At 68.0% G+C, this 24,441-nt stretch carries 23 protein-coding genes; 11 read left to right on the top strand and 12 right to left on the bottom strand.

The features are described 5' to 3' along the window. Positions 1-92: 92 nt before the first annotated feature. Positions 93-1,154 carry an ABC transporter permease gene (locus ACIGHN_RS16420; protein ID WP_396505201.1) on the bottom strand — a complete coding sequence of 354 codons (1,062 nt, stop codon included), beginning with the start codon at positions 1,152-1,154 and terminating at the stop codon, positions 93-95. 211 nt (positions 1,155-1,365) lie between these two features. Next, complete coding sequence (locus ACIGHN_RS16415) at positions 1,366-2,907, bottom strand: ABC transporter ATP-binding protein (protein ID WP_396505200.1); 1,542 nt, start codon at positions 2,905-2,907, stop codon at positions 1,366-1,368. 95 nt (positions 2,908-3,002) lie between these two features. Between ACIGHN_RS16415 and ACIGHN_RS16410 the strand changes: the two genes are divergently transcribed. Continuing rightward, on the top strand, positions 3,003-3,437 hold the full coding sequence (locus ACIGHN_RS16410; protein ID WP_396505199.1) for a DUF4087 domain-containing protein: 435 nt from the start codon (positions 3,003-3,005) through the stop codon (positions 3,435-3,437). 109 nt (positions 3,438-3,546) lie between these two features. Here ACIGHN_RS16410 and ACIGHN_RS16405 read toward each other — a convergent pair whose 3' ends face one another. Both ACIGHN_RS16405 and ACIGHN_RS16400 read right to left on the bottom strand, forming a co-directional pair. Continuing rightward, a complete protein-coding gene (locus ACIGHN_RS16405; protein WP_396505198.1) occupies positions 3,547-4,545 on the bottom strand; it encodes a 5'-methylthioadenosine/S-adenosylhomocysteine nucleosidase in 999 nt (332 codons plus the stop codon). Positions 4,546-4,755: 210 nt separating this feature from the next. Next, a complete protein-coding gene (locus tag ACIGHN_RS16400) occupies positions 4,756-5,766 on the bottom strand; it encodes a BMP family protein (protein ID WP_056419847.1) in 1,011 nt (336 codons plus the stop codon). A 388-nt stretch (positions 5,767-6,154) separates the two neighbouring features. Between ACIGHN_RS16400 and ACIGHN_RS16395 the strand changes: the two genes are divergently transcribed. After that, positions 6,155-6,688 carry a hypothetical protein gene (locus tag ACIGHN_RS16395; protein WP_396505197.1) on the top strand — a complete coding sequence of 178 codons (534 nt, stop codon included), beginning with the start codon at positions 6,155-6,157 and terminating at the stop codon, positions 6,686-6,688. 78 nt (positions 6,689-6,766) lie between these two features. Here the strand turns inward: ACIGHN_RS16395 and upp are convergent, their stop codons facing one another. The 3 genes from upp to ACIGHN_RS16380 form a co-directional block, all read right to left on the bottom strand. Beyond that, complete coding sequence (upp, locus tag ACIGHN_RS16390) at positions 6,767-7,411, bottom strand: uracil phosphoribosyltransferase (RefSeq protein ID WP_056165581.1); 645 nt, start codon at positions 7,409-7,411, stop codon at positions 6,767-6,769. A 194-nt stretch (positions 7,412-7,605) separates the two neighbouring features. Further along, the gene (locus ACIGHN_RS16385; protein ID WP_056419850.1) at positions 7,606-8,598 is read right to left on the bottom strand and encodes a threo-3-hydroxy-L-aspartate ammonia-lyase; all 993 of its coding nucleotides are present in this window, start codon (positions 8,596-8,598) and stop codon (positions 7,606-7,608) included. A 293-nt stretch (positions 8,599-8,891) separates the two neighbouring features. Next, positions 8,892-9,740 (bottom strand): enoyl-CoA hydratase-related protein, encoded by an 849-nt coding sequence (locus ACIGHN_RS16380; RefSeq protein ID WP_396505196.1) that lies wholly within the window; start codon positions 9,738-9,740, stop codon positions 8,892-8,894. Between the two features lie 360 nt (positions 9,741-10,100). Between ACIGHN_RS16380 and ACIGHN_RS16375 the strand changes: the two genes are divergently transcribed. Further along, positions 10,101-11,054: an EamA family transporter gene (locus tag ACIGHN_RS16375; protein ID WP_396505195.1), complete on the top strand. Its 954-nt coding sequence runs from the start codon at positions 10,101-10,103 to the stop codon at positions 11,052-11,054. A 24-nt stretch (positions 11,055-11,078) separates the two neighbouring features. On the opposite strand, the gene ACIGHN_RS16370 is transcribed toward ACIGHN_RS16375, so the two are convergent. From ACIGHN_RS16370 to ACIGHN_RS16360, 3 genes are all read right to left on the bottom strand, one after another. Beyond that, complete coding sequence (locus tag ACIGHN_RS16370) at positions 11,079-12,008, bottom strand: LysR substrate-binding domain-containing protein (RefSeq protein ID WP_396505194.1); 930 nt, start codon at positions 12,006-12,008, stop codon at positions 11,079-11,081. 28 nt (positions 12,009-12,036) lie between these two features. Next, a complete protein-coding gene (locus ACIGHN_RS16365; protein ID WP_396505193.1) occupies positions 12,037-12,882 on the bottom strand; it encodes a glycine-rich domain-containing protein in 846 nt (281 codons plus the stop codon). Between the two features lie 325 nt (positions 12,883-13,207). Beyond that, positions 13,208-14,746, bottom strand: coding sequence for a helicase HerA-like C-terminal domain-containing protein (locus ACIGHN_RS16360; protein WP_396505192.1), 1,539 nt, complete (start codon positions 14,744-14,746; stop codon positions 13,208-13,210). Between the two features lie 237 nt (positions 14,747-14,983). On the opposite strand from ACIGHN_RS16360, the gene ACIGHN_RS16355 reads away from it, so the two are divergent. The 7 genes from ACIGHN_RS16355 to rng all read left to right on the top strand — a co-directional run bounded on the left by ACIGHN_RS16355 (position 14,984) and on the right by rng (position 22,254). Further along, entirely contained in the window at positions 14,984-15,703 is a 720-nt protein-coding gene (locus ACIGHN_RS16355; protein WP_056419863.1) for a YebC/PmpR family DNA-binding transcriptional regulator, read from the top strand. 226 nt (positions 15,704-15,929) lie between these two features. Continuing rightward, the gene (gene purD / locus ACIGHN_RS16350; RefSeq protein ID WP_056419865.1) at positions 15,930-17,210 is read left to right on the top strand and encodes a phosphoribosylamine--glycine ligase; all 1,281 of its coding nucleotides are present in this window, start codon (positions 15,930-15,932) and stop codon (positions 17,208-17,210) included. Further along, on the top strand, positions 17,210-18,190 hold the full coding sequence (hemF, locus tag ACIGHN_RS16345) for an oxygen-dependent coproporphyrinogen oxidase (RefSeq protein ID WP_056422614.1): 981 nt from the start codon (positions 17,210-17,212) through the stop codon (positions 18,188-18,190). Before purD ends, hemF begins: the two co-directional genes overlap by 1 nt. 216 nt (positions 18,191-18,406) lie before the next feature. Continuing rightward, positions 18,407-19,345 (top strand): ribosome silencing factor, encoded by a 939-nt coding sequence (gene rsfS, locus ACIGHN_RS16340; protein ID WP_396505191.1) that lies wholly within the window; start codon positions 18,407-18,409, stop codon positions 19,343-19,345. Between the two features lie 59 nt (positions 19,346-19,404). Beyond that, the gene (gene rlmH, locus ACIGHN_RS16335) at positions 19,405-19,872 is read left to right on the top strand and encodes a 23S rRNA (pseudouridine(1915)-N(3))-methyltransferase RlmH (RefSeq protein WP_056165599.1); all 468 of its coding nucleotides are present in this window, start codon (positions 19,405-19,407) and stop codon (positions 19,870-19,872) included. A gap of 104 nt (positions 19,873-19,976) precedes the next feature. Further along, entirely contained in the window at positions 19,977-20,591 is a 615-nt protein-coding gene (locus ACIGHN_RS16330; RefSeq protein WP_396505190.1) for a Maf family protein, read from the top strand. A 175-nt stretch (positions 20,592-20,766) separates the two neighbouring features. Beyond that, the gene (gene rng, locus ACIGHN_RS16325; RefSeq protein WP_056165604.1) at positions 20,767-22,254 is read left to right on the top strand and encodes a ribonuclease G; all 1,488 of its coding nucleotides are present in this window, start codon (positions 20,767-20,769) and stop codon (positions 22,252-22,254) included. Positions 22,255-22,424: 170 nt separating this feature from the next. Here the strand turns inward: rng and ACIGHN_RS16320 are convergent, their stop codons facing one another. After that, the gene (locus ACIGHN_RS16320; RefSeq protein ID WP_396505189.1) at positions 22,425-23,033 is read right to left on the bottom strand and encodes a glutathione S-transferase family protein; all 609 of its coding nucleotides are present in this window, start codon (positions 23,031-23,033) and stop codon (positions 22,425-22,427) included. Between the two features lie 97 nt (positions 23,034-23,130). On the opposite strand from ACIGHN_RS16320, the gene ACIGHN_RS16315 reads away from it, so the two are divergent. Then, on the top strand, positions 23,131-24,084 hold the full coding sequence (locus ACIGHN_RS16315; RefSeq protein WP_396505188.1) for a helix-turn-helix transcriptional regulator: 954 nt from the start codon (positions 23,131-23,133) through the stop codon (positions 24,082-24,084). 30 nt (positions 24,085-24,114) lie between these two features. Here ACIGHN_RS16315 and ACIGHN_RS16310 read toward each other — a convergent pair. After that, positions 24,115-24,441, bottom strand: a 327-nt coding sequence (locus ACIGHN_RS16310) for a TorF family putative porin (protein WP_396505187.1), incomplete at its 5' end; no start/stop codon positions are given.

The following is a 24,441-nucleotide window of genomic DNA, read 5'->3' as shown; positions in this document are numbered from 1 at the left end:
TCCAGGCTGTCACTATCAAATTAATAGCTGCTAGCGCTTGATAGACAAGCGGTAGGGGCATTTTTTGTTTGAATTTTGAGTGCATGGCGGGTTCACTTCCAGCGCACCCGGTACTGCGTGAGCAGCCCTGCCACCAGCACCGCGATCAGCGACGTGGCCACGATCACGTCCGCAATGTAGGTCGGCACGCCCACCGCGCGGCTCATGCTGTCGGCCCCCACCAGCACGCCCGCCACGAACACGCCCGCCGCCACCACGCCCAGCGGGTGCAGCCCTGCCAGCATCGCGATCACGATGCCGCTGTACCCGTAGCCCGGCGACATGTCGAGCGTCACATAGCCGGTGCGGCCCGCCACCTCGATGGCCCCCGCCAGCCCCGCCAGGCCTCCCGACAGCAGCGCCACCAGCACCACGGTGCGCGTGATGGGCACGCCCGCAAACGCCGCCGCCCGCGCATTGGCACCTGCCGCGCGGATGTCGAACCCCGGCACCGTGCGCGCCAGCAGCGCCCACAGCATCACCGCCAGCGACACGGCCCACAGCAGCCCCGTGTGCAGCCGCGTCTGCGGCACCAGGCGCGACAGCTCCAATTCGCTCTGCAGCGCCACGCTCTGCGGCCAGCCCATCGAGAGCGGGTCCTTCATCGGGCCGTCGAGCAGTGCCGACACCAAGAGCAGCATGATGAAGTTGAGCAGCAGCGTGGTGACCACCTCGTCCACCCCCAGCCGCGCCTTCATCAGTGCCGGGCCCAGCAACAACAGCGCCCCCGCCATCGCCGCCGCCAGCATCATCAGCGGAAAGAGCAGCCAGGGCGACCATTCCAGCCCCGTGCCGCCGTGCATCCCGCCCACGGCCACGGCGGCCAGCGCGCCCGCGTACAACTGCCCCTCGGCACCGATGTTGAACAACCGCGCCCGAAAGGCCACGGCGGCTGCCAGCCCGGTCAGGATCAGCGGCGTGGCGCGGGTGAGCGTCTCGGTCAGCGCAAACACCGAGCCGAAGGCGCCCTGCAGCAGCAGCGCATAGGTCTGCCCCACCGGCGCGCCGGCCCACAGCACGAGCAGCGCGCTGATGAGCAGGGTGAACACCACGGCGCCCAGCGGCGCCAGCACGTAGGCCGCGGGGGAGGTGTGGTTGCGTTTTTCGAGTCTCATCGTTGTCCGTTGTCTCTTGCATGCGAAACGGGCGCGGCCCACGCCCGTGCACCCGTGGAACTGGCTTCGCCAGGCCACCGGGTGCGTCCCCCTCCCGAAGGAGAGGGGCTGAGGGCCGCGGCTCCAAGCCCGCCTGCGCAGGCTTGGACGGCCTCGAAGAGCCGGCGCCTCGGGCGCCGGCACCGAGGCGCGAAGCGACGCAGGGGGAGCTTCATATCACCCCCGCCATCGCCAGGCCGATGGCCTCGCGCGTCCAGCCCTCGGCAGGCAGCGCGTCGCCCAGGTGCCCTTCGTGCATCACCGCCACGCGGTCCCCCAGCGCCAGCACTTCATCCAGGTCGTCCGAGATCAGCAGCACGGCTGCGCCGCCGTCGCGCGCGTTGATGAGCTGCTGCTGCACCAACATCACCGCGCCGATGTCCAGCCCCCAGGTCGGCTGGTGCGCGACGATGAGGCGCGGGGCGGCGGCGGTGCCGGCGGCATCCTGCGGCGGCAGCAGGGCGCGGCCCAGGATGAGCTTTTGCATGTTGCCGCCCGACAGCGCCCGGGCAGGGGCATCCGGCCCGCCACCGCGCACGTCGAAGTTGCGGGCCAGGTGCTCGGCATGCGCGCGCGCTGCACCGCGCTTGACCCACAGGCCCTTGAACCAGGGCTGCGCGAACCAGCGGCTGCGCAGGCGCTCGGACACCGCGTTCTCCCACACCGGCAAGTCGCCCACCACGCCCACCGCGTGCCGGTCTTCCGGGATGCGGGCCACGCCCTGTTCCACCAGCCACGCGGGCTGTGCGCGCAACGGTGCGCCCAGCAGCGTGGCATGGCCCGACACAGCGGCGCGCACGCCGCACAGCACATCGGCCAGCGCCACCTGCCCGTTGCCCGACACGCCGGCAATGGCGACGATCTCGCCCGCATGCAAGGTGAGCGACACGTCCCGCAGCCGGTCGCGCCCGGTGGGGGCGGTGCTGACGTGGTCGAGCACGCACACCGGTGCGCCCACCTGGCGCGCGGGGCGGCGTTCGGCGGCCTCCACGGCATGCCCCACCATCCATTGCGCAAGCTGGCCCTGCGTGGTGCCTTGCGCTGGCGCCTCGGCCACCAGCCGCCCCTGGCGCAGCACGGCCACGCGGTGCGACACGCGCAGCACCTCGGCGAGCTTGTGGCTGATGAAAATGATCGACAGGCCCTGAGCCACCATCTGGGCCAGCGTGTCGAACAACGCCTCGCTCTCCTGCGGCGTGAGCACGGCGGTGGGCTCGTCCAGGATCAGGATGCGCGCGCCGCGGTACAGCGCCTTCAAGATCTCCACCCGCTGCCGCTCGCCCACCGACAGGCTGCCCACCCGCGCATCGGGCTGCACCGGCAGCCCGAACTGCTGCGACACCGCCAGCAGCCTGGCCCGCGCCGCCGTGCGCCGCGAGAACGGTTGCCACAGCGGTTCGGTGCCCAGCAGCACGTTGTCCAGCACCGTGAGGTTGTCGGCCAGCGTGAAGTGCTGGTGCACCATGCCGATGCCCGCACCGAGCGACGCGCGGGGCTGGCCCGGCGGCAAGGGCTTGCCGAACACTTCGATATGCCCTTCGTCTGCCACGTAGTGCCCGAACAGGATGGACATCAGCGTGGACTTGCCCGCCCCGTTCTCGCCCAGCAGCGCCAGCACCTCACCGCGCTGCAGGGTCAGGCTGATGCCGTCGTTGGCAACCAGCTTGCCAAAGCGCTTGGTGATGTTCTTCAGGTGCAGGACGGCGTCGGGCATGGTGGGGTGCGATGGAGGCTGCGGATTCAGGGGCCCGGGCGGGCGTGAACAGTGTGCTGCGATGGGCCGCTGGCGCTGTGCCACACTGCGCCGCAATGATGATTGCACACCTTCACTCCCTGACCGCTGTGCGCTGCCTTGTGTTGCTGTGCGGGTTGGCCGTGCCGTTGGCTGCAGCCGCGGCAGGCGGCAATGAGTCCGCCACGGCGCCACCGGCTGCGTCCACGCGGTGCGGCTGGTTCGACAACCCATCGCCCGGCAATGCGGACCTGCTGGACGCGGGCGGCAGCTGGTCCGTGGCGCAGCAGGGTGGGCACCAGGCACAGGGTGATTGGCCCACCTTCGCGGGCAAGCACTGGGTCCGTACCGGTGTCGGCAGCTACGGGTACGGCTGCGCGTGCCTGACGGGGCGATTCGATGCCGACAGCCAGGCCGTGCTGACCATCGCCCGGTCGCGCTCCCGGCCGCTCAGCGCGTGCCGTGCAGACAAGGCTCTGCAGGGCCTGGAGCCGGTGAATCCGTTGAAGTAGCACCCCAACCGGCAATGCGTGAATGGGCGGGCCGCAGTGCACTGGTCGAGGCGCAGGCAAACGCCCGCCTTCATGCATTCGCAGTGCTGGGCCCTGGTTCATCAGCCCGCTACTTCCAGCTGGCCAGAAACGCCTGCAGCACCTTGGCCGAGTTGGCCGCGGCCAGGTGCATGAAGGTGTCCATCTCGTTCTCGCCATCGCCCCCGCCGGCCAGGTCGCTCAGTGAGCGGAAGGCGATGTAGGGCACGCCGTTGCTGTGCGCGACCATGGCGGTGGCGGCGGTTTCCATGTCGAGCACGTTCGCATCGAAGGTCTTGAACGCGTATTCGCGGAACGCCTTGTTGTCCACAAAGGCCTGGCCCGAGACGCCGTTGCCGCCGATCACCATGCGGGGGCGCTCCTTGAGGCACTTGTCGGCGTGGCAATGGTCCAGCGCGACGCTGGTGCCCAGGCTGCGCGCCACGGCCAGCATGCGGGCGTCGGCGGCAAACCAGAACTGCTTGGTCAGGGAGGGTTGTGCGGCGCTGCGCACCTCCACCGGGCGGGGGTGCATCATGCCGAAGGCGGGCAGGGTCAGCTCGCTTTTCATCCAGGCCGGGGCGCTGTACTGGCCGGGTTTGTCCTCGCGGGCCATGAGCCATTCCATGTACTGGCCCCACTGGGCAGGCACTGTCACGTCGCCGATGTGCAGGCCCGGGTTCACGCCGCCCGCGATGCCGCTGAACACGATGTGGCTGACGTTGAAGCGGTCCAGCGCGAGCTGGGTGTTCATGGCCGCGTTGGTCATGCTGATGCCCGACAGGAACACCACCACGGGCTGGCCCGACAGGGTGCCGGTGGTGAACTCCACACCGTTGATGCGGTGCTTGGCGGCTTGCTGCACCTGGGGCAGCAGCACGGTGAGTTCGGGCTCGAAGGCCGAGATGACGGCGATGCGCGGTGTGGCATCGAGCTGCACCACCGCAGCCCCCGATGAACGAGTGGGTGCTGTGCTGCAGCCTGCCACCGCCGCGGCCAGGGTGGCCGCCGCCAGCAGGCGCAGCCCGTGCCGGGCGAGGGTGCTGCGAAGATGGGTGGAAGTGGTGGTGCTGCTGCTGGATGAGGGCATGGTCAGGTCCTGAAGATGTCAGAAGTGCCGCAGCCTAGCGCAAGTGCGGTGCGGTGCGGTGCCGGCAACGCAGTGGAGGGCGGCCCGGCGCCATTGACGGCAACGGTGTGCGCACGGCCGGTGGGTGACGGTGGCGGGTGGTCCACCACCGTCACGGGCGCTGCACCGCTGGCCGCGCCCATCAACGCAACGCCGACGGCATTACTTCGATTACTTCGCCGTGGACTTGGGCTGGCTGTCGTCCACCTTCACCGTGAACTTGCCGGCCAGGATCTCGGCCTCGCGCGCCTTGACCTTGGCCACGATGTCGGCGGGCACCTTTTTCTCGAACGTGCCCAGCGGCGCGAGTTCAGAGCCCTTGTGCTTCATCATCGAATACGGGCCATAGTCCTCGGGCGTGAACTTGCCTTCCTTGACCAGCTTGAGCGCGCGGTCGATGCTGGGCTCCATGTGCCACAGGGCCGACGCCACCACGGTGTCGGGGTACTTGTCCTGCGTGTTGATCACGTTGCCGATGGCGAGCTTGCCCTTTTCCTTGGCCGCGTCGGACACGCCAAAGCGTTCGGCATAGAGCACGTCGGCGCCCTTGTCGATCATGGCAAACGTCGCTTCCTTGGCCTTCGGCGGGTCGAACCAGCTGTTGATGAAGCTCACGGTGAACTCGACCTTGGGATTGGTCTCTTTCGCCCCCGCCATGAAGGCGTGCATCAGGCGATTCACCTCGGGGATGGGAAAGCCGCCCACCATGCCGATCTTGTTCGTCTTGGTCATGCCGCCCGCGACCATGCCGGACAGGTAGGCGGGCTCCTGGATGTAGTTGTCGAACACGCTGAAGTTGGGCGCCTGCGGCTTGCCGGACGAGCCCAGCAGGAAAGACGTCTTGGGGAAGTCCTTGGCCACCTTGCGGGCGGCGGCCTCCACCGCAAAGGCCTCGCCCACGATGAGCTGGTTGCCGCCGGTGGCGTACTCGCGCATCACGCGCTCGTAGTCGGCGTTGGAGACGTTCTCGCTCGACTTGTATTCGATCTCGCCACGCGCCTCGGCGGCCTTCAGCGCCTTGTGGATGCGGCTCACCCATTGCTGCTCGTAGGGCACCGTGTAGATCGCCGCGACCTTGAGCTTGGCCTGCGCCCCGGCCAGCGAGGGCGCCAGGCCCAGGGCGGCCGACAGGGCCATGGAGGTGCAGAGCAGGCGTCCGGTGAAGATGCGGCGAGTGGTCATGGCAACGCTTTCTTGGGTTGGGTGCAATAGGGCAGTGAACTTGGCTCCAAGCAATAAGCATGCACGACGTTGCAGTGGCCTGCAACCGGCGGAGCGCCGTGCCCGGCCACGGGGTCCCCCCCCAAGGCGTAGCGCAGCGCACGATGTTCGCTTGCCAGGCGAGCCATCACAGGGCGGGCGGCCGCGCGCATGGGCAGGGCTCTTCCGTGGTGCGTGCCGATGCACTTTTATGTGCGACAGGCAACGCCACACGACGTGTTGTGCTGAATCAAGAGCCAAAAGTCGGTAATGTTCCGAATGCGACCGAGGCACCCTTTTGGGGTGTGTTCTTCTAGTTACAATTCGCCGCCCGCAAGCAGCGGGTCTATAAAACGAAGAGGGATTTCTTGTGAAAGCTTTGCTTGCAGCAGCGGCTGCCCTGTCGCTGGTAGGGTGTGCATCGGTCATGAACGACACCACGCACGGAGTGCGCGTAGACACCAAACAAAAGGGCGGCACCGTCGTGGTGGGCGCCGAGTGCGTGGCCACCAACGATTACGGCTCCACCACCTTCAAGTCGGGCACGATGCAGGCCCTGCGCCGTTCGTCCAAAGACATGACGATCGTGTGCACGCAGCCCGGCGAGGACGCCGCCAACGGGTCCCTGGTTTCCCGTCCCAATGGCGCTCTGGCCGGCAACATCATCCTGGGTGGCGTGATCGGCGCTGTCGTGGACCACAACCGCGGCACGGCCTACACATACCCCACGTGGATCGAGATGGTGTTTGGCGAAACGCTGGTGTTCGACAGACAGCTGCAAAAAGGGGATACCGCTCTGGCGGGCGTGCCCGCCAACTCCCCAGCGGCTGTGGCCAAGGCACCTGGGAGGAGCAATGCGTCTTCAACCGAGTGCATGCAGCAGTTGCCTGGCGCTATTTGCTGACCCGACCGCCTTTGAGCCGTCTTCCGCCACGTACAAAGCCTCGCTGTTGCGAGGCTTTTTTACGGGTGCCCGTGGCGCCTACTTGGTGCCAAAGATCCGGTCGCCCGCATCGCCCAGGCCCGGCAGGATGTAGCCGTGGTCGTTCAGCTCGCGGTCGATGGCGGCGGTGAAGATCGGCACGTCGGGGTGGGCCTTCTGCAGCGTGGCCACGCCTTCGGGGGCGGCCAGCAGGCAGACGAACTTGATGGAGCGGGGGTTGAGCTTCTTCAGGCGGTCCACACACGCGGCGGCCGAGTTGCCGGTGGCCAGCATGGGGTCGACGACGATGATGTCGCGCTCTTGCATCTCGGACGGCATTTTGAAGTAGTACTCCACGGGCTGCAGCGTGGCCGGGTCGCGGTACAGGCCGATGTGGCCCACGCGCGCGCCGGGCACCACGTTGAGCATGCCGTCCAGAAAGCCGTTGCCCGCGCGCAGGATGGACACCAGCACCAGCTTCTTGCCGTCGATGACCTTGCCGGTCATGGTCTCCAGCGGGGTTTCGATCTCGAAGTCCTGCAGCGGCATGTCGCGCGTGACTTCGTAGGCCATCAGCGTGGACAGCTCGCCCAGCAGGCGGCGAAAGCTGTTGGTGCTGGCGTCCTTGCGGCGCATGAGCGTGAGCTTGTGCTGGACCAGGGGGTGGGTGATGACGGTGACATTGTTGTTGCTAGCGGTGCTCATGGCGCGGCCTCGGGTGTGCTGGGAATTGAATGAATGGCGGTGGGTGTATTTTCACCTCCATTCGCCGCGGGGCCGGGAAACCCGAGCGGCGGGGCGCCCCGGCGGGGGGGCCAGGGCGTGTGATGGCAAAGCTGCAGCGACGTGCACAGCCGTACAGAGCCGTACAAAGCCACAGGCCCCGGCGCGCGGCCCGCTCAGTCCGCCAGAAACCGCGAGTACCGCGCCAGGTCCACGTTGCCGCCGCTCACGATGACGCCCACGCGCTCGCCGTGCAGCAGCTTGGCGCCGTCGTCCTCGCCGGAGAAGGCCTGCACGCCCGCGAAGGCGAGGGCGCCAGTGGGCTCGACGGTGAGCTTCATGCGCGCGGCGAAGAAACGCAGCGCTTCGATCAGCTGCGCGTCGCTCACGGTGATGATGTCTTCGACATGGTCGCGAATGATAGGGAAGGTCAGCGCGCCCAGCGACTGTGTCTGCGCCCCGTCGGCGATGGTTTGCGGGTGGTCAATGGTCACGATGTGCCCGGCGCGCAGCGACTGCTGGGCGTCGTTGGCCGTGGCAGGCTCGACGCCGATGACCTTGCACTGCGGCGCCAGCGCCTGCGCGGCCAGCAGGCTGCCCGAGAGCAGCCCGCCGCCGCCCAGGCAGACGAAGAGGTAGTCGAGGTCGGGCACCTCCTGCAGCAGCTCCAGCGCGGCGGTGCCCTGGCCCGCGATGACGTGCGGGTGGTCGAACGGCGGCACCAGCGTCATGCCGCGCTCGCGCGCGAGCTGGCGGCTGATGGCCTCGCGGTCTTCGGTGTGGCGGTTGTAGGTGACGACCTGGGCGCCGTAGTCGCGCGTGGCGGCCATCTTGGAGGTGGCAGCGTCTTCGGGCATGACGATGAGGGCGGGCATGTCGAGCAGGCGGGCCGACAGTGCGATGGCCTGCGCGTGGTTGCCCGCCGAGAAGGTGAGCACGCCGCCCTCGCGCTGCGCATCGCTGAACTGGGCCAGCGCGTTGTACGCGCCGCGGAACTTGAAGGCGCCGGTGCGCTGCAGGTTCTCGCACTTGAAGAACAGCTTGGCGCCCAGGCGCTGGTCGATGGCCGTGCAGCGCATCACCGGCGTGTGGTGCGCGACGCCTGCGAGCCGCTGCGCGGCAGCGGCCACATCGTCGTAGGTGGGCAGGGGTAGGCTGGGCACGGTCATGGTGGCGTCCTCGCTGCGGGGCGCGGCCTGCCCCGGGTCGGCACATGATAGCCCTTGGTGGCGGTTTTGGGGTTAAAAATGCCTGCTACCGCTTGATGGGTGGACGCTGGTAGCTATGAATTCGATAGTGTTTGGATGGGAGTGGGTCTGGTCGCGGCGGGGGAGGGTGCGCCCTGGCTTCGACGGGCTCAGCCCGAACGGGTGGGGTGAGTGCTCCCAAGCTGTAGACCCGCAGAGGTGGCGCAAGCAGCCGGCCACGACCGCAGCCCAGCGGCTGCCCACCGCCCGCGCCATTACCCCTGTTCGCTGAACCGGATCAGCGGCGTCAGCGTCGGGAAGTCGCCCGCACGCTTTTGCTTCATGGCCGTGACGGACTCGCGCACGTGCTGGTTGCTCCAGATGGCGCCTTGCAGCCAGCCCATCTGGCGCAGGCTGTCTTCCACGCTGTGGTCGCGGGCGTAGTTCACGGCCTGCTTGGTGCCCCAGATGGCGACGGGGGGCTTGGTGGCGATCTCCTGCGCGCACTGCAGTGCGGCGGCGACCGTGGCCTCGTGGGTGTCGAACACCTCGTTGACCAGCCCGTGGCCCAAGGCCTTGGCGGCGCTCAGGCGGCGGCCGGTGTAGGCCAGCTCCTTGACCACGCCCAGCGGGATGAGCTTGGGCAGGCGCTGCAGCGTGCCTACGTCGGCCACCATGCCGATGTTGATTTCCTGGATGCAGAAGAACGCGTCGGCCGTGGCGTAGCGCACGCAGGCCGCCGTGACCATGTCCACCGCGCCGCCGATGCAGCCGCCCTGGATGGCCATGATGACGGGGATGCGCAGGCTCTCGATGCGGCTGAAGGTGGCCTGCATGTCGGTGAGCAGGTCGAAGATGGCGGCCCGGCCCTCGGGGCTCTGGTCGTCCATGGTGATGGCGCCGCCGAAGGTCTCGAGCGCCATGCCCGCACTGAAGTGCTTGCCGGTGCTGCTGATGACCAACGCCCGGGCCTCGCCTGATTTGTTCAGCTGGGCCAGCACCTCGTCCAGTTCGCGCCAGAAGGTGGGGTGCATGGTGTTCATGGCCTCGGGGCGGTTCAGCACGAGGTGGGCAACGTGGCTGTCGATGCTGAGCGAAAAGCAGGTGAAGGGCGGTGTGTTCATGGGCAGGCACTGTAGACCCGGCGGGCAGCGCTGTGTCGTCGCGTGGGTGACTTGGGGGGCGCCTTGGATATGAAGAGGGGCTCTATCGCTTTCCCTCTGTGCGCAGGGCGCTATGGATTGCGTAGCAGAGCGGAGGCAGTGTGGCTGCACCGGGCTGCGGTGCGATTGCTGCGCCGTGGCGCGCCACTGCTGCGCAAACGTCCGCAATCGCAGCGGCAGCGTGTTTAGCCTCGGTGGCTTTTCTTTATTGAAAGAAAGGCCTTGTGTGAATCGCTTCCAATGCCGCGGTGCGGCGCCCGCCCTCGTCCTGTCTGTGGCACCGATGCAGCAGCTTCGGTGTCTTGCGCACGGAGCCGCCGCATGACCACCTGGGTGCTGCTGGGCTTGCTGGCCGGGCTGGTGCTGGGCACCTATGACTTTCTGACCAAGATCGCGCTGCGGGAGACCGGGGTGCTGGCCGTGGTGGTGGCGTCGTCGCTGCTGGGAGCCTGCGCATGGCTGCCTTTCATCGTGGTGCCGGGCGGCAGCGCTGCAGCGCAGGTGCTGGGCCCGCTGGGCTTGCACCCTGCGCCGCTGGCCTGGCAGGCGCATGCGCTGCTGCTGCCCAAGTCGCTGATGATGGTGGCGACCTGGGTGCTGTCGTACTACGCGGTCAAGGCGCTGCCGCTGTCGATATCGGCCGGGGTGCGCGCGTCGGGGCCGGTGTGGACGGCGCTGGGCGCCATCGTGCTGCTGGGCGAGCACCTGAGCGCGTGGCAGTGGGCGGGGCTGGCGGTGGCCATGCTGTCGTACCTGGCGTTTTCGCTGATCGGGCAGAAGGAGGGCATCCGCTTCAGCCGCGATGGCTGGGTGCTGTGCATGGTGGCGGCCACGCTGCTGTCGTCGGCCAATGCGCTGTACGACAAGCACATCGTCGCGCAGCTGCGGCTGGACCTGGCGGCGGTGCAGGCCTGGTCGGCCGTGCAGCGGGGCGTGCTGGCGCTGTGTCTGCTGCCGTGGGTGGTGACGTCTGTGTTGCCGGGGCTGGGCGGACGTGGCTTGCGAGGGCGGTGGCCGGGTTGGAGTGCGGCGTGGCCCGCTGTCTGGCCGGTGGTGGCGATTGCGGTGGCGTACGTGGTGGCCGAGTACATCTACCTGGCCGCGGTGCAGGTCGAGGGGGCCATGATCTCGGTGATCTCCGTGCTGCGGCGGACCAACCTGGTGATGGTGTTCGGGCTGAGCGCCTGGCTGCTGCAGGAGCGCTTCATTCGTCACAAGACCGTGGCGATGGCGGGTGTGCTGGCGGGCATCGTGTTGATGGTGAAGACGGGGTGATACCTGGGCAACGGGCCCGCGTACTCATCTTTCTGCGGCACAGGTAGCTTGCGTTGACAGGCGCTGTGGCGCCGCGTTGCCCTGACGTGCCAATTGCCGGATCCAGTCCATCACGGCCTGGCCGCGCGGCGTGATGACGGTGCGCTCGGACGCGAGCAGGTAGTACGACTGCTCGGCGGGCAGCGCCACGTCCGACAGCCGCACCAGCGCGCCGGACGCCAGCAGGTCGTGCACCAGCGACTGCCGCGCCAGCGCAATGCCCTGTTCGGCCAGGGCCGCGTCGATGAGCAGCGCGGTGTCGGTGAAGGTCATGGCGCGCTGCGCCGCCGCCAGGCGGATGCCTGCCTGTGCCAGCCAGGGCTGCCAGGGTTGCCGGGTGTGGGTGAGCAGCGTGCCCTTGCGCAGCGCAGGCTCGCTGGCCGGGACGTCCAGCCGCCGCAGGTAGCCCGGCGCCGCCACCGGGAACCACACGTCGTCCAGCAGCTTCTCGCAGTGGTGCGCGTGCGGCCGGGCGCGCGCAAAGCGGATGGCGATGTCGGCGTCGCCCTGGTCCACGTCGGCCAGGTCGGTGCTGGCCTGGATCTCGATGCCGGGCGCCTGCCCGGTGGCCTGCAGCTGCGCCAGGGCCGGCACCAGCCGCAGCCGCGCGAACGAGGGCAGGGCGCTGATGCGCACCACGCTGCGCTGCTGGTGCGCGTAGCCGGCAAACGTGTCCTGCAGGGCCTGCAGCGCGGCCTTGGTCTGCTGGTGCAGGTGCAGGCCTTCGGGCGTGGGCGCCACCGACCGGGTGCTGCGGGTGAACAAGGGCACGCCCAGGGTCTTTTCCAGTTCGCGCACGCGGTGGCTCACGGTGCTGGCCGACAGGCTGAGCGCGTCGGCCGCTTTTTGAAAGCTGCGCCACTGCATCACCGCGTCGAAGGCGGCGATGAGGTGCAGCGGCGGGATGGAGTGCATGGGGGCGAGGTTACCTGCGCGCGCCGCGTCAGTCGCCGCCGCCACCACCGCAGCCACCGCCGCAACTGCCCCCGTCGCCACCTGCGTCGCTGCTGCTGCCATCGCTGCTGCTGGAACTACCGGAGCTGCTGGAGCTTTCGGCACCGCCGAAGTCACCCGAGCTACCGCTGTAGCCGCTGTTGGCAAAGTGCGTGCCGCAGTAGGTGCCGCTGGCATCGCCCCCAGCATCGCTCTTGCGGATGATGTCGCGGCAGTCGGGCACGTAGGCAAAGCCGCCGGCAATCGCGAGCTTGGCGTCCAGCGCGAACAGCAGCGGCAGGCGCGAGGGGTATGTGGGGTGGATGCCCTCGTCCTTGCACGCCCAGTACCAGGCGCGGCGCAGGCCGTCGTTGTTCTTGGCCCGGGCCCCCAGGGCCTCAGCGGGCGTGTGGTGCAAGAAGAAGCCCAGCGCGCGCTCGCACCAGGTCTTGTAGGCCTGGGTGTGCAGGATGAACTCGTGCCACATGGCGTCCACCGCCTTGGACGGCATGGCGACGAATTGCTTCCTGCTGCGCATGCAGGCCAGGAAGAACTGGCGCAGCCCGCGCTCGACCAGCTCGCAGTCCTTCTGGTTCAGGTGGGGATACGCTTCGCGCAGTTTGCGCTTCAAGAACTGGGGCAGGGCGGCTTCGCGCACATAGCGCTCGCGCACCACATTGGTCCACTGGATGACGATGGCCGTCAGCACCACGGTGGCGACCGCATACGCCGCCCACGTCCAGCGCATGCGCCACAGCCCGGCGAACATGCCCACAAAGACCAGCACCCAGATGCCGCTGGCCATCAGCACTGTGCGGGGCCCCCAGCGCACGAGCAGGTTGTCGATGCGTCCCATCCCATCCTCCTGTGGTGTGTTGTTTTGTGCGCGCATGGTGCCATGCCCGCACGCACGCCGGGAGAAGAATTTGAGGGGGTGTGGCGTGGATGTTGAATGCTATTGAATTGATAGCTTCTGGCGCTTGATGGATAAGCGGTAGAGGCCTCTGCAGTGCACTATCTTTTGCCCTGATGTGCCCCCAGCGAGATCCCTTTGTCCAAGACCGTCATGACTGGCGCGCCCCAGGCCAGTGCGCCCTTGGAACTGGCTTCGCCAGGCCACCGGGTGAGTTCCCCTCCCGCGCAGCGAGAGAGGGGGAAGGAGCGCAGCGCGGGAGGGCGAGCTACCTCTTCTTGCTGCCGAAGATCCCGCCCAATACGCCGCGCAGAATCTCCTTGCCGACACTCGTGCCCACGGTGCGCACGGCCGACTTGGCCATGGTCTGCACCAGGCCGTCCTTGCGCCCGCCGCGCGGGCCGGTGGTGCCAAAGAGCAGGTCGTTGAGAAAGCTGCTTTCCTGCGGCTGGGCGCCCCCGCCTGCCGTGCCCACCGGGGTGCCGCCGCCCGTGCGTGCGGCAGGCGTGCCGGCCGGTGCCGCGGGGGCGCTGTCGGCTCGGCCCTTGAGCTTTTCATACGCGGACTCGCGGTCCACCGTGGTCTCGTACACGCCGGCCACCAGCGAGTTGGCCATCAGCGCCTGCCGCTGCTGCGGGGTGATGGGGCCGAGCTGGCTGCCCGGGGGCAGCACGAACACGCGCTCGGTCACGCTGGGGCGGCCCTTGGCGTCCAGAAAACTCACCAGCGCCTCGCCCACGGCCAGCTCGGTGATGGCGGTCTCGATATTGAGGCCCGGCTTTTGCCGCATGGTGGTGGCCGTGGCTTTGACGGCCTTCTGGTCGCGGGGGGTGAAGGCGCGCAGCGCGTGCTGCACGCGGTTGCCCAGCTGGGCCAGCACGCTGTCGGGGATGTCGAGCGGGTTCTGCGTGACGAAGTACACGCCCACGCCCTTGGAGCGCACCAGGCGCACCACCAGCTCGATGCGCTCGATGAGCACCTTGGGCGCCTCGTTGAACAACAGGTGGGCCTCGTCGAAGAAGAACACCAGCTTGGGCTGGTCGGGGTCGCCGATCTCGGGCAGTTGCTCGAACAGTTCGGACAGCATCCACAGCAGGAAGGTGGCGTACAGGCGCGGAGAATTCATGAGCTTGTCGGCCGCCAGGATGTTCACGACACCGTGACCATCGACGGTCTGCATGAAGTCCTGGATGTTGAGCATGGGCTCGCCGAAGAACGCGCTGCCGCCCTGCTGCTCGATCTGCAGCAGCCCGCGCTGGATGGCGCCCACGCTGGCGGCGCTCACGTTGCCGTATTCGGTGGTGAACTCCTTGGCGTTGTCGCCCACGAAGGTCAGCATCGCGCGCAGGTCTTTCAGGTCCAGCAGCAGCATGCCGCTGTCGTCGGCGATCTTGAACACCATGTTCAGCACGCCCAACTGCGTCTCGTTCAGGTTGAGCATGCGGCCCAGCAGCAGCGGGCCCATGTCGGACACCGTGGCGCGCACCGGGTGGCCCTGCTGGCCGAACACGTCCCACAGCGTGGTGGGGCAGGCCAGGGGCGGGGGCACATCGAGGCCCCGCTCCTTGAGCACGGCGGCCAGCTTGTCGCCGATCTTGCCGGGCTGGCTTGCGCCGGTCAGGTCGCCCTTCACGTCGGCCATGAACACCGGCACGCCGATGCGCGAGAAGTTTTCGGCCAGCGTCTGCAGCGTCACCGTCTTGCCGGTGCCCGTCGCGCCGGTGATCAGCCCGTGGCGGTTGGCCAGGCCGGGCAGCAGGTGGCATTCGATGGTGTCGTGCTTGGCGATCAGAAGGGGTTCGGCCATTTCGGGTTTCCTCGGGGGCGGGGTCGGCAAAAAGTAAAATCGGCAGATGACTTGTTCGGCCCGGGCGCTACAGAGGCAAAACGGGTGGATCGGGCGCCGCCTGAGGGGCGCAAAAACCAGCCTCTGCAGGCGCTGGCGGTGGAGTTTGCACCGCCGCCGTGGCGCGAAAGACACGGTTTGCCGCTGCACCGGGCCCGACAAGCATGGCTAGATTAAATCAATACAAAAGGACTTCTCGTGGCAGGACACAGCAAATGGGCGAATATCCAGCACCGCAAGGGGCGGCAGGATGAAAAGCGCGGCAAGATCTGGACCCGCATCATTCGCGAAATCACCGTGGCTGCCCGTTCCGGCGGCGGCGACCTGTCTGCCAACCCCCGCCTGCGCCTGGCGGTGGACAAGGCCAAGGCGGCCAACATGCCCGCCGACCGCATCAAGTACAACATCGACAAGGCCACCGGCAACGCCGAAGGGCTGACATACGAAGAAATCCGCTACGAAGGCTACGGCATCGGCGGCGTGGCCATCATGATCGACACCATGACGGACAACCGCGTGCGCACCGTGGCCGAAGTGCGCCACGCCTTCAGCAAGCACGGCGGCAGCATGGGCACCGAAGGCTCGGTGGTGTTCCAGTTCAAGCACTGCGGCCAGCTGATCTTTGCACCCGGCACGAACGAGGACCAGGTCATGGAAGTGGCGCTGGAGGCCGGTGCCGACGATGTGGTGACCGGCGAGGACGGCGCCGTCGAAGTGCTGACCAGCCCCGCCGACTTCGAAGCCGTCAAGGATGCGCTGCAGGCCGCCGGCCTCACGCCCGAACTGGCCGAGGTGACGATGCGGGCTGAAAACACCATCGAGCTGACCGGCGACGACGCCGTGCGCATGCAAAAACTGCTGGACGTGCTGGAAGATCTGGACGACGCTCAAGAGGTCTATCACAACGCGGCGTTGTGAAGCTCCCCCTGGGGCGCTGCGCGCCTTCCCCCTCTCTCGCTGCGCGGGAGGGGGACGCACCCGGTGGCCTGGCGAAGCCAGTTCCACGGGTGCGCTGGCGATGGGGCCGCGCCGGTTTCGAGGGCCTGGGCGCCCTGCGCAAAGAATGTTGAGTAACTGAGATCGAGATGTTTTTCCCGAACCCTGTACGTGGCCCAACGCCGCGCCAGAGGTTCACAAAGGTTCTATGAAAGTACTTGTGATTGGTGGCGGCGGCCGTGAACACGCAATGGCCTGGAAACTGGCCCAGTCCCCCAAGGTCACCAAGGTGTTCGTCGCGCCTGGCAATGGCGGCACTGCGCTCAACGCCAAGCTGGAGAACGTGGCCATCACCGACGTGCAGGCCCTGCGCGTCTGGGCACAGGAGCAGAAGATCGCCCTCACGGTGGTCGGCCCCGAGGCGCCCCTGGCCGCTGGCGTGGTGGATGAATTCCGCGCGCACGGCCTCAAGATCTTCGGCCCCACGCAGGCGGCCGCCCAGCTCGAAAGCTCCAAGGCCTTCAGCAAGGCCTTCATGCGCCGCCATGGCATCCCCACGGCCGACTACGACACCTTCACCGACCCGGCAGCGGCCCACGCTTTCGTGGACCGGCTGGGCGCGCCCATCGTCATCAAGGCCGACGGCCTGGCGGCCGGCAAGGGCGTGGTCGTGGCCATGACGCTGCAGGAAGCCCATGACGCGGTCGACTTCATGCTGGTGGACAACAAGTACGGCGTGACGCACAACGAGGGCGGGGCGCGCGTGGTGATCGAGGCGTTCCTCGAAGGCGAAGAAGCCTCGTTCATCGTGCTGTGCGACGGCAAGAACGTGCTGGCGCTGGCCACCAGCCAGGACCACAAGCGCCTGAAAGACGGCGACGAAGGCCCCAACACCGGCGGCATGGGCGCGTATTCGCCCGCGCCCGTGGTCACGGCCGACGTGCACGCCCGCGCCATGCGCGAGATCATCCTGCCCACCATCCGCGGCATGGAAAAGGACGGCATCCCGTACACCGGCTTTTTGTATGCGGGCCTCATGATCGACGCCAAGGGCCACCCCAAGACGCTCGAATTCAACTGCCGCATGGGCGACCCCGAAACCCAGCCCATCCTGATGCGCCTCAAAAGCGATTTCAGCGATGTGATGGCCGCCGCGGCCGACGGCAAGCTCGACCAGATGGAGCTGCAGTGGGACCGCCGCACCGCGTTGGGTGTGGTCATGGCCGCCCACGGCTACCCCGAGAACCCGCGCAAGGGCGACGCCATCACCGGCCTGCCGCAGGACGCTGACGATGCGGTGGTGTTCCATGCCGGCACGCAGCTGCAGGACGGCGTGGTCAGCGTGACCGGCGGCCGGGTGCTGTGCGTCACGGTGCTGGCCGACAGCGTCAAGCAGGCGCAGCAGCGGGCGTACGACGTGGCGCGCGGCATCCAGTTCGACGGCGCGCAGTACCGCCGCGACATTGGTTTCCGGGCGCTGAAGAGCTGATGGCGGGCGCACAAAGCCTGAACACGGTCGACACGGTGGAGCAGGTGCGCGGTTACCTGCAGGGCCTGCAGGCCCGCATCACCGCTGCGCTGGAGGCCGTGGAAGGCGCGCAGGAGCAGGGCGGAGCCCGCTTCCTGGCCGACGCCTGGCGCAAGGCGCCCGGCGAGCCGCTGCAGGGCGACGGCATCACCAAGATCCTGGAAAACGGCCGCGTGTTCGAGCGCGCGGGCTGCGGCTTCAGCCACGTGCGCGGCCCCCAGCTGCCGCCGTCGGCCACGCAGCACCGGCCCGAGCTGGCCGGCGCGCCGTTCGAGGCCATGGGCGTGTCGCTGGTGTTCCACCCCCGCAACCCGTATGTGCCCACGGTGCACATGAACGTGCGCATGATCGCCGCCGGCCACCCGGGCCAGGCGCCGACCTGCTGGTTCGGCGGGGGCATGGACCTGACGCCGTACTACGGCTTCGAGGACGACGCGGTGCACTTTCACCGCACCTGCCACGATGCGCTGGCGCCCTTTGGCGACGACAAGTACCCGCGCTTCAAAGCGTGGTGCGACGAATACTTCTACCTCAAGCACCGCAGCGAGCAGCGCGGCGTGGGCGGGGTGTTCTACGACGACTTCTCCGAGCTGGGCTTCGCGCAAAGCCTGGCCATGACGCAGTCGGTGGGCGACGCCTTCCTGTCGGCCTACCTGCCCATCGTCGAGCAGCGCCAGCACATGCCCTACGGCGAGCGCGAGCGGGAGTTTCAGCTCTACCGCCGCGGCCGGTATGTCGAGTTCAACCTGGTCTGGGACCGGGGCACGCATTTCGGGCTGCAGTCCGGCGGGCGCACCGAGTCCATCTTGCTGTCGATGCCGCCGCTGGTGGCCTGGTCGTACCAGCGCTCGGACGCCGCCGACTCTGCCGAAGCGCAGCTGGCGCAGCGGTTCCTGGTGCGTCGCGACTGGCTGGGCAGCGGGGCGCAGGCAGGCGCCTGACGCCGTGAAGATGCTGCCACAGATGGCCCGAAGGGCACCAAAGCTATAATTTCAATAGCTGTGTGCGCTTTTCACAAAAGCGCCAGAGGCCAAAAACACCGCGAACTGCCGCAGCGCCCCAGCGCGACACCGGCGCAACACCCAAGGCGCAGCCCCACTGGCTGTACGCCGCGTTGCACGCTATATTGATTCCATTCCCTCTCTATTCACCACCTGATGACCACCTCCACCAAATCGGAATCCGCCGCCAAGAAAGACGTTACCAAGCTCCAGCGCGCCATCGTCGATGGGCTGGAGGACGTCAAGGCGCAAGACATCCAGGTCTTCAACACCGAGAATCTCTCGCCGCTGTTTGAACGGGTGATCGTGGCATCGGGCACCTCCAACCGCCAGACCAAGGCGCTAGCCGCCAGCGTGCGCGACGCGGTGAAGGAAGCGGGCTTCTCCAAGCCCCGCATCGAAGGCGAAGACAACGGCGAATGGATCATCGTGGACTGCGGCCCGGCCGTGGCGCACATCATGCAGCCCGCCATCCGCCAGTACTACCGCCTGGAAGAACTGTGGGGCGAAACCCCCGTGCGCCTGAAGCTGGGTGCCGCCAAGCCGGTGTCCAGCGCCGCCGCCGATCTGGCCGAAAAGAAGTCGGCCCAGAAGGCCGCCAAGTCGGGCGCCAAGGCCGCTGCGAAGGCTCCGGCCAAGAAGGCTGCTGCTGCAGCTCCGACCGTGGCTGCACGCTCCGGCAAGGCCACCGTGAAGGCCGTGGCCAAGACGGCGGCCAAGGCTGCCCCCGCAGCGCCCGCCAAGTCGGCAGCCGCCAAGCCATCGGCAAGGCCGGCCGCCAAGACCAGCGCGGCCAAGCCCGCGGCCCGCGCCGGCAGCAAGCCAGCGGCCAAGACCACCCCAACCAAGACCACCGCCAAGACGGCGGGCAGCACCGCAGCCGCCAAGAAGCCATCGGCCCCCAAGACCCCGATCAAGACCGTGGTCGTGAAGCCGGGCGGCGCCAAGAAGCCCGCAGCCGCCAAGTCGACCGGCGCCAAGGGTGCCGCAGCACCCGCACGCGGCGCCCTCCGGTCTGCCGCCAGCGCCCCGGCCAAGGCCGGCGCCAAGCCCGCGGCCAAGAAGTCGCCATCGCGCAGCGGCGGCCGGGCCTGACGGTCGGGCGGCACGGCTGAGCTGACGGGCGGCGCAACCCTTTTCGGTAACGCATTCGCATGAGACTGCTGATCGTGGCGGTGGGCCAGCGCGTGCCCGACTGGGCGCAGACGGCCTACGACGACTACGCCAAGCGTTTCCCGCCCGAGCTCAAGGTGGAGCTCAAGGCCGTCAAGACCGAGCCGCGGGGCTCCAAGACGCTGGAGACGCTCTACGCCGCCGAGCGCGAGCGCATCGAGGCGGCCATTCCGCGCGGCACGCGCGTGGTGGCGCTGGACGAGCGCGGCACCAACCTCACCACCAAGGCGCTGGCCGAGCGGCTCAAGGGCTGGCAGCTGGGCGGCGACGACGTGGCGCTGGTCATCGGCGGCCCCGACGGGCTGGACCCGGCCTTCCGCCAGGGCGCGCACGAGCGCATCCGCCTGTCCGACCTGACCTTGCCCCACGCCATGGTGCGCGTGCTGCTCATCGAGCAGCTCTACCGTGCCTGGTCGGTGAACGCAGGCCACCCCTACCACCGCGAATGAGCAGGCCAGAGCGCACCATGGCCCTCCTGCCGTTTGCTATTGATGTGATAGCTGCCAGCGCTTGATGGATCAGCGCTGGGGCCGATTTTTGATCGAATCCGTTCATGCCTGACTTCCTCTACCTCGCCTCCCAGAGCCCGCGCCGGCGCCAGCTGCTCGAACAGCTGGGTGTGCGCCATGAACTGCTGCTGCCCAATGTCGATGGCGACGAGCCCGAGGACGCCGAAGCCATCGAGGCCGTGCTGCCCGGCGAGGCGCCCACGGCCTATGTCGAGCGCGTGACCGGCCTCAAGCTCGACGCTGCCGTGGCGCGGCGCGCACGGCGGCAGTTGCCCGATGCGCCCATCCTGTGCTCCGACACCACCGTGGCCCTGGGCCGCACCATCTACGGCAAGCCCGACGACGCCGCGCACGCCGCGCGCATGCTGGGCGAGCTGGCAGGGCACGAGCACCGCGTGCTCACCGCCGTGGCGCTGCAGGTGGGCACCAAGCGGCTTGCGGCGCTGTCGGTGTCGCGCGTCACCTTCGCGCCCATGACGGCGGCGCAGATCGACGCCTACGTGGCCACCGACGAGCCGCTGGGCAAGGCCGGCGCCTATGGCATCCAGGGACGTGCTGCCGCGTATGTGGAGCACCTGGCGGGCAGTTATTCGGGCATCATGGGGCTGCCCATGTACGAGACGGCGCAACTGCTGCGCGCAGCCGGTTTCGCCGTCTAGTGGCGCTTTGACGCACCCGGCAAACCCCCTCGCATCTCCCGCCCCTGAGCCCGCCCGACAGCTGTGGCCCCCACAAAGCCACCAGCGCTCGGCGGACCGGCAAAGACGTGTTGGTGGGGGCGTGAACGGAGCCAAAGCCCGGCAGCGACCAAAACCCAAACATAACGACAACGCCATGCAACAAGACATCCTGATCAACTGGTCTCCCCAGGAAACCCGCGTGGCCATCGTGGAGCACGGCGCGGTGCAGGAACTGCACATCGAGCGCACGCTGGAGCGCGGCCTGGTGGGCAACGTCTATCTGGGCAAGGTCTCGCGGGTGCTCCCGGGCATGCAGTCCGCGTTCATCGACATTGGCCTGGAGCGCGCGGCCTTTTTGCACGTGGCCGATGTGTGGCACCGCCAGCCTGACGGCGAGCCACCAGCATTCGCCCGCAAGACCGAGCCGCAGATCCCGATCGAAAAGCAGGTGTTCGAGGGCCAGTCCCTCATGGTGCAGGTCATCAAGGACCCCATCGGCACCAAGGGCGCGCGCCTGTCCACGCAGATCAGCATCGCCGGGCGCCTGCTGGTGTTCCTGCCGCAGGACGACCACGTGGGCGTATCGCAGAAGATCCCCGGCGCCGAGCGCGATGCGCTGCGCGCGCGCCTGCAGGCGCTGGTGGGCGACAAGTCCACGGGCGGTGGCGGCGGCTTCATCCTGCGCACCAATGGCGAAGACTCCACCGATGAAGAACTGGCCGAAGACATCGCCTACCTGCGCAAGACCTGGGCCCGCATCAAGGAGGCATCGCTCAAGCTGCCCGCCATGTCGCTGCTGCACCAGGACCTGGACCTGCTGCAGCGCGTGCTGCGCGACCTGGTGGGCGACCACACGCAGACCATCCGCCTCGATTCGCTGGAGCAATTCCAGCGCCTGCGCGCCTTCGGGCAGGAATTCATGCCCGCTGCTGCTCCCAAGCTGCAGCACTACAAGGGCGAGCGCCCCATCTTCGACCTGTACTCCATCGACGAAGAAGTCGCCAAGGCCCTGGGCCGGCGCGTGGATCTGAAGTCGGGCGGCTACCTCATCGTGGACCAGACCGAGGCGCTCACCACCATCGACGTGAACACCGGTGGCTACGTGGGTGCGCGCAACTTCGACGACACCATCTTCAAGACCAACCTGGAGGCGGCGCAGGCCATTGCGCGCCAGCTGCGGCTGCGCAACCTGGGCGGCATCATCATCGTGGACTTCATCGACATGGTGCAGGCCGGCCACCAGGACGCGGTGCTGACCGAGTTCAAGAAGCAGCTCTCGCGCGACCGGGTCAAGACCATGGCGGGCGGCTTCTCACAACTGGGCCTGGTGGAGATGACGCGCAAGCGCACCCGGGAGTCGCTGGCCCACATGCTGTGCGAGCCCTGCGAAGCCTGCCAGGGCAAGGGCAGCGTGAAGACCGCGCGCAGCGTCTGCTACGACATCCTGCGCGAGATCCTGCGCGAAGCCCGCCAGTTCAACCCCCGCGAATTCCGCGTGGTCGCCTCGGCGCGCGTGGTGGAGCTGTTCCTCGACGAAGAAAGCCAGCACCTGGCCGGGCTGTCGGACTTCATCGGCAAGCCCATCTCCCTGCAGGCCGAGAGCGCGGTGGGGCAGGAGCAGTACGACATCGTGCTGCTGTAGCGCCGCTGCATCGCCACGGCCCTGCGCATACGCTGACGGTCGGCGCTGTCGCAGCGCTTCGTGAACAAAGAGTCCGTTCACGCTGAGCTTGTCGAAGCGCCGCGCGACGTTTCGGCAAGGCTGTTGAACGGCCCCTCCAAGCAGGCCGTTGGAGCGACCGCCAATCCGTCTCAGGACTCGATCTGCATCGCCGGCCGCGCCTGCACCCGCGCCAGCCAGGCCTGCACATGCGGGTGCGCATTCACCGGTGCGCCCAGAAACACGCTGTAGCCGAGCACCGAGCCGACGACCAGGTCCACCAGCGAGTAGTCGGCGCCCAGCATCCAGGGCTGCGCGGCCAGGCGCGCGTCCAGCACCGCCAGCAGGTCATTCAGGCCCGCCTTGGCGGCCTGCGCATGGATGTCGCTCTGCAAAGCCTCGTCGCCCCGCGTGGCCACATTCAGGCGCACCATCAAGGCGCCGTAGGTCACATACGACCATGCACACCACGACAGCGCCTGCAGCGCCTCGGGCGTGCCCGCCGCGGGCCACAGACCGCGCTCGATGCCAAAGCGGTGGCCCAGCCACAGATGGATGGCCAGGGTCTCGAACATCGGGGCGCCGTCCACCGTCAGGGTGGGGACCTTGCCGTTGGGGTTGAGGGCCAGGTACTCCGGGCGGTGCTGTTCGCCGGTGCGGATGTCGACCTTCACGCGTTCATGGGGCACGCCCAGTTCGGCCAGGGCGCAGGCGATGGGGCTGGCGCTGGACATGGGGTGCCAGTAGAGGACGATGGACATGGAGAACTCCTTTGGGTTGGGGGTGAAAGAAAAGGTGTCTCCACTGTAGAAACCATTGCGGACAGTTTTGGTCCTCAATAAAAAGTACAGTGACGCCATGCTGAGTTCATCGACGCGTCTTTTGCGGCTGCTTTCCCTGCTGCAGACTCGCACCCACTGGATGGGCCCCGAGCTGGCCGAGCGACTGGAGGTGCACCCGCGCACCGTGCGGCGCGATGTGGACCGCCTGCGCCAGCTGGGCTACCCGGTGCATGCCAGCAGCGGCGTGGCGGGCGGTTACGCCTTCCGGGCCGGGCAGGCGCTGCCGCCGCTACTGCTGGACGACGACGAGGCCCTGGCCGTGTCGATTGCGCTGCGCACCGCCACGGCCGGTGCGGTGGGCGGCATCGAAGAGCCCGCGCTGCGCGCCCTGGTCAAGCTGGAGCAGGCGATGCCCGCGCGCCTGCGCAAGCGGGTGGACGCGCTGCGCTCGGCCATCCTGCCGCTCGACCGCATCGGCCCCGTGGTCGAGGCCTCCGTGCTGGCCACGTTGGCAGGCGCCTGCCGCGACCAGTTGCGCACCGAGTTCCACTACGAAGACGCCCAGGGCCGCCACGCGCGGCGCAGCGTGGAGCCGCAAGGCGTGGTGCACACCGGCGAGCGCTGGTACCTGGTGGCCTGGGACTGCGTGCGGGGCGACTGGCGCACCTTCCGCATCGACCGCATCGTGGGCGACCCGCAGGTGGGCGCGCATTTCGCGCCGCGGGTATCGCCCGATGGCGGTGATCTGAAGGGCTACGTATCCCGCTCGATCTCTGCACCGGCTCACACTGAGCAGGCACGCGTGGTGCTGCACGCGCCCTATGCGTTGATGTCGCGCCGTATCCCCCAGTTTGCGGGCGTGGTGTCCAGCGTCGACGGTGGCCAGCGCAGTCAGCTGGAATGCGCGGCCAGCGATTCGCTGGTTTACTGGCTGATGGCGCTCAACGTGGACTTTGAGGTGCTGGCACCCGCCGCGCTGAAAGAGCGGCTGCGGGTGGCGGGCGCGCGGGCGACGCGGTGCGCGCTGTGAAGGCCCGTTGCTCGTCCTTGGAGGACGGGCTTACAGGGTCTTGGTGAGCGTGACGATCACGCGCGACTTGTTCACGTGGCCGAAGAAGGCCTTCTTGTTGGCGCCCACCACCGCAGCGCCGAGCGACAGGCCGCTGCCGAAGTCATACGCGCCGCCGACGCTGTAGTCCATGTAGTTGGGCACGCCCGTGTCCTTGATGTCGCTGGCAAAGCGGGTGAAGCCCACCGATGCCTTCAGCGTGATGCTGGGGGCCACTTCCTGGGCGAACGCCAGGTTCAGGTAGCCGGTGTTGGTGCCCTTCAGGCCCGAGCCCGCCTTGGCGCCTGCGAACCCGAAGTAGTCCTTGGAGATGGTGTG

The sequence above is a fragment of the Acidovorax sp. NPDC077693 genome, assembly GCF_044542805.1.
GTDB lineage: Bacteria > Pseudomonadota > Gammaproteobacteria > Burkholderiales > Burkholderiaceae_C > Acidovorax.
This window is presented reverse-complemented; position numbering and strand designations above follow the sequence as displayed.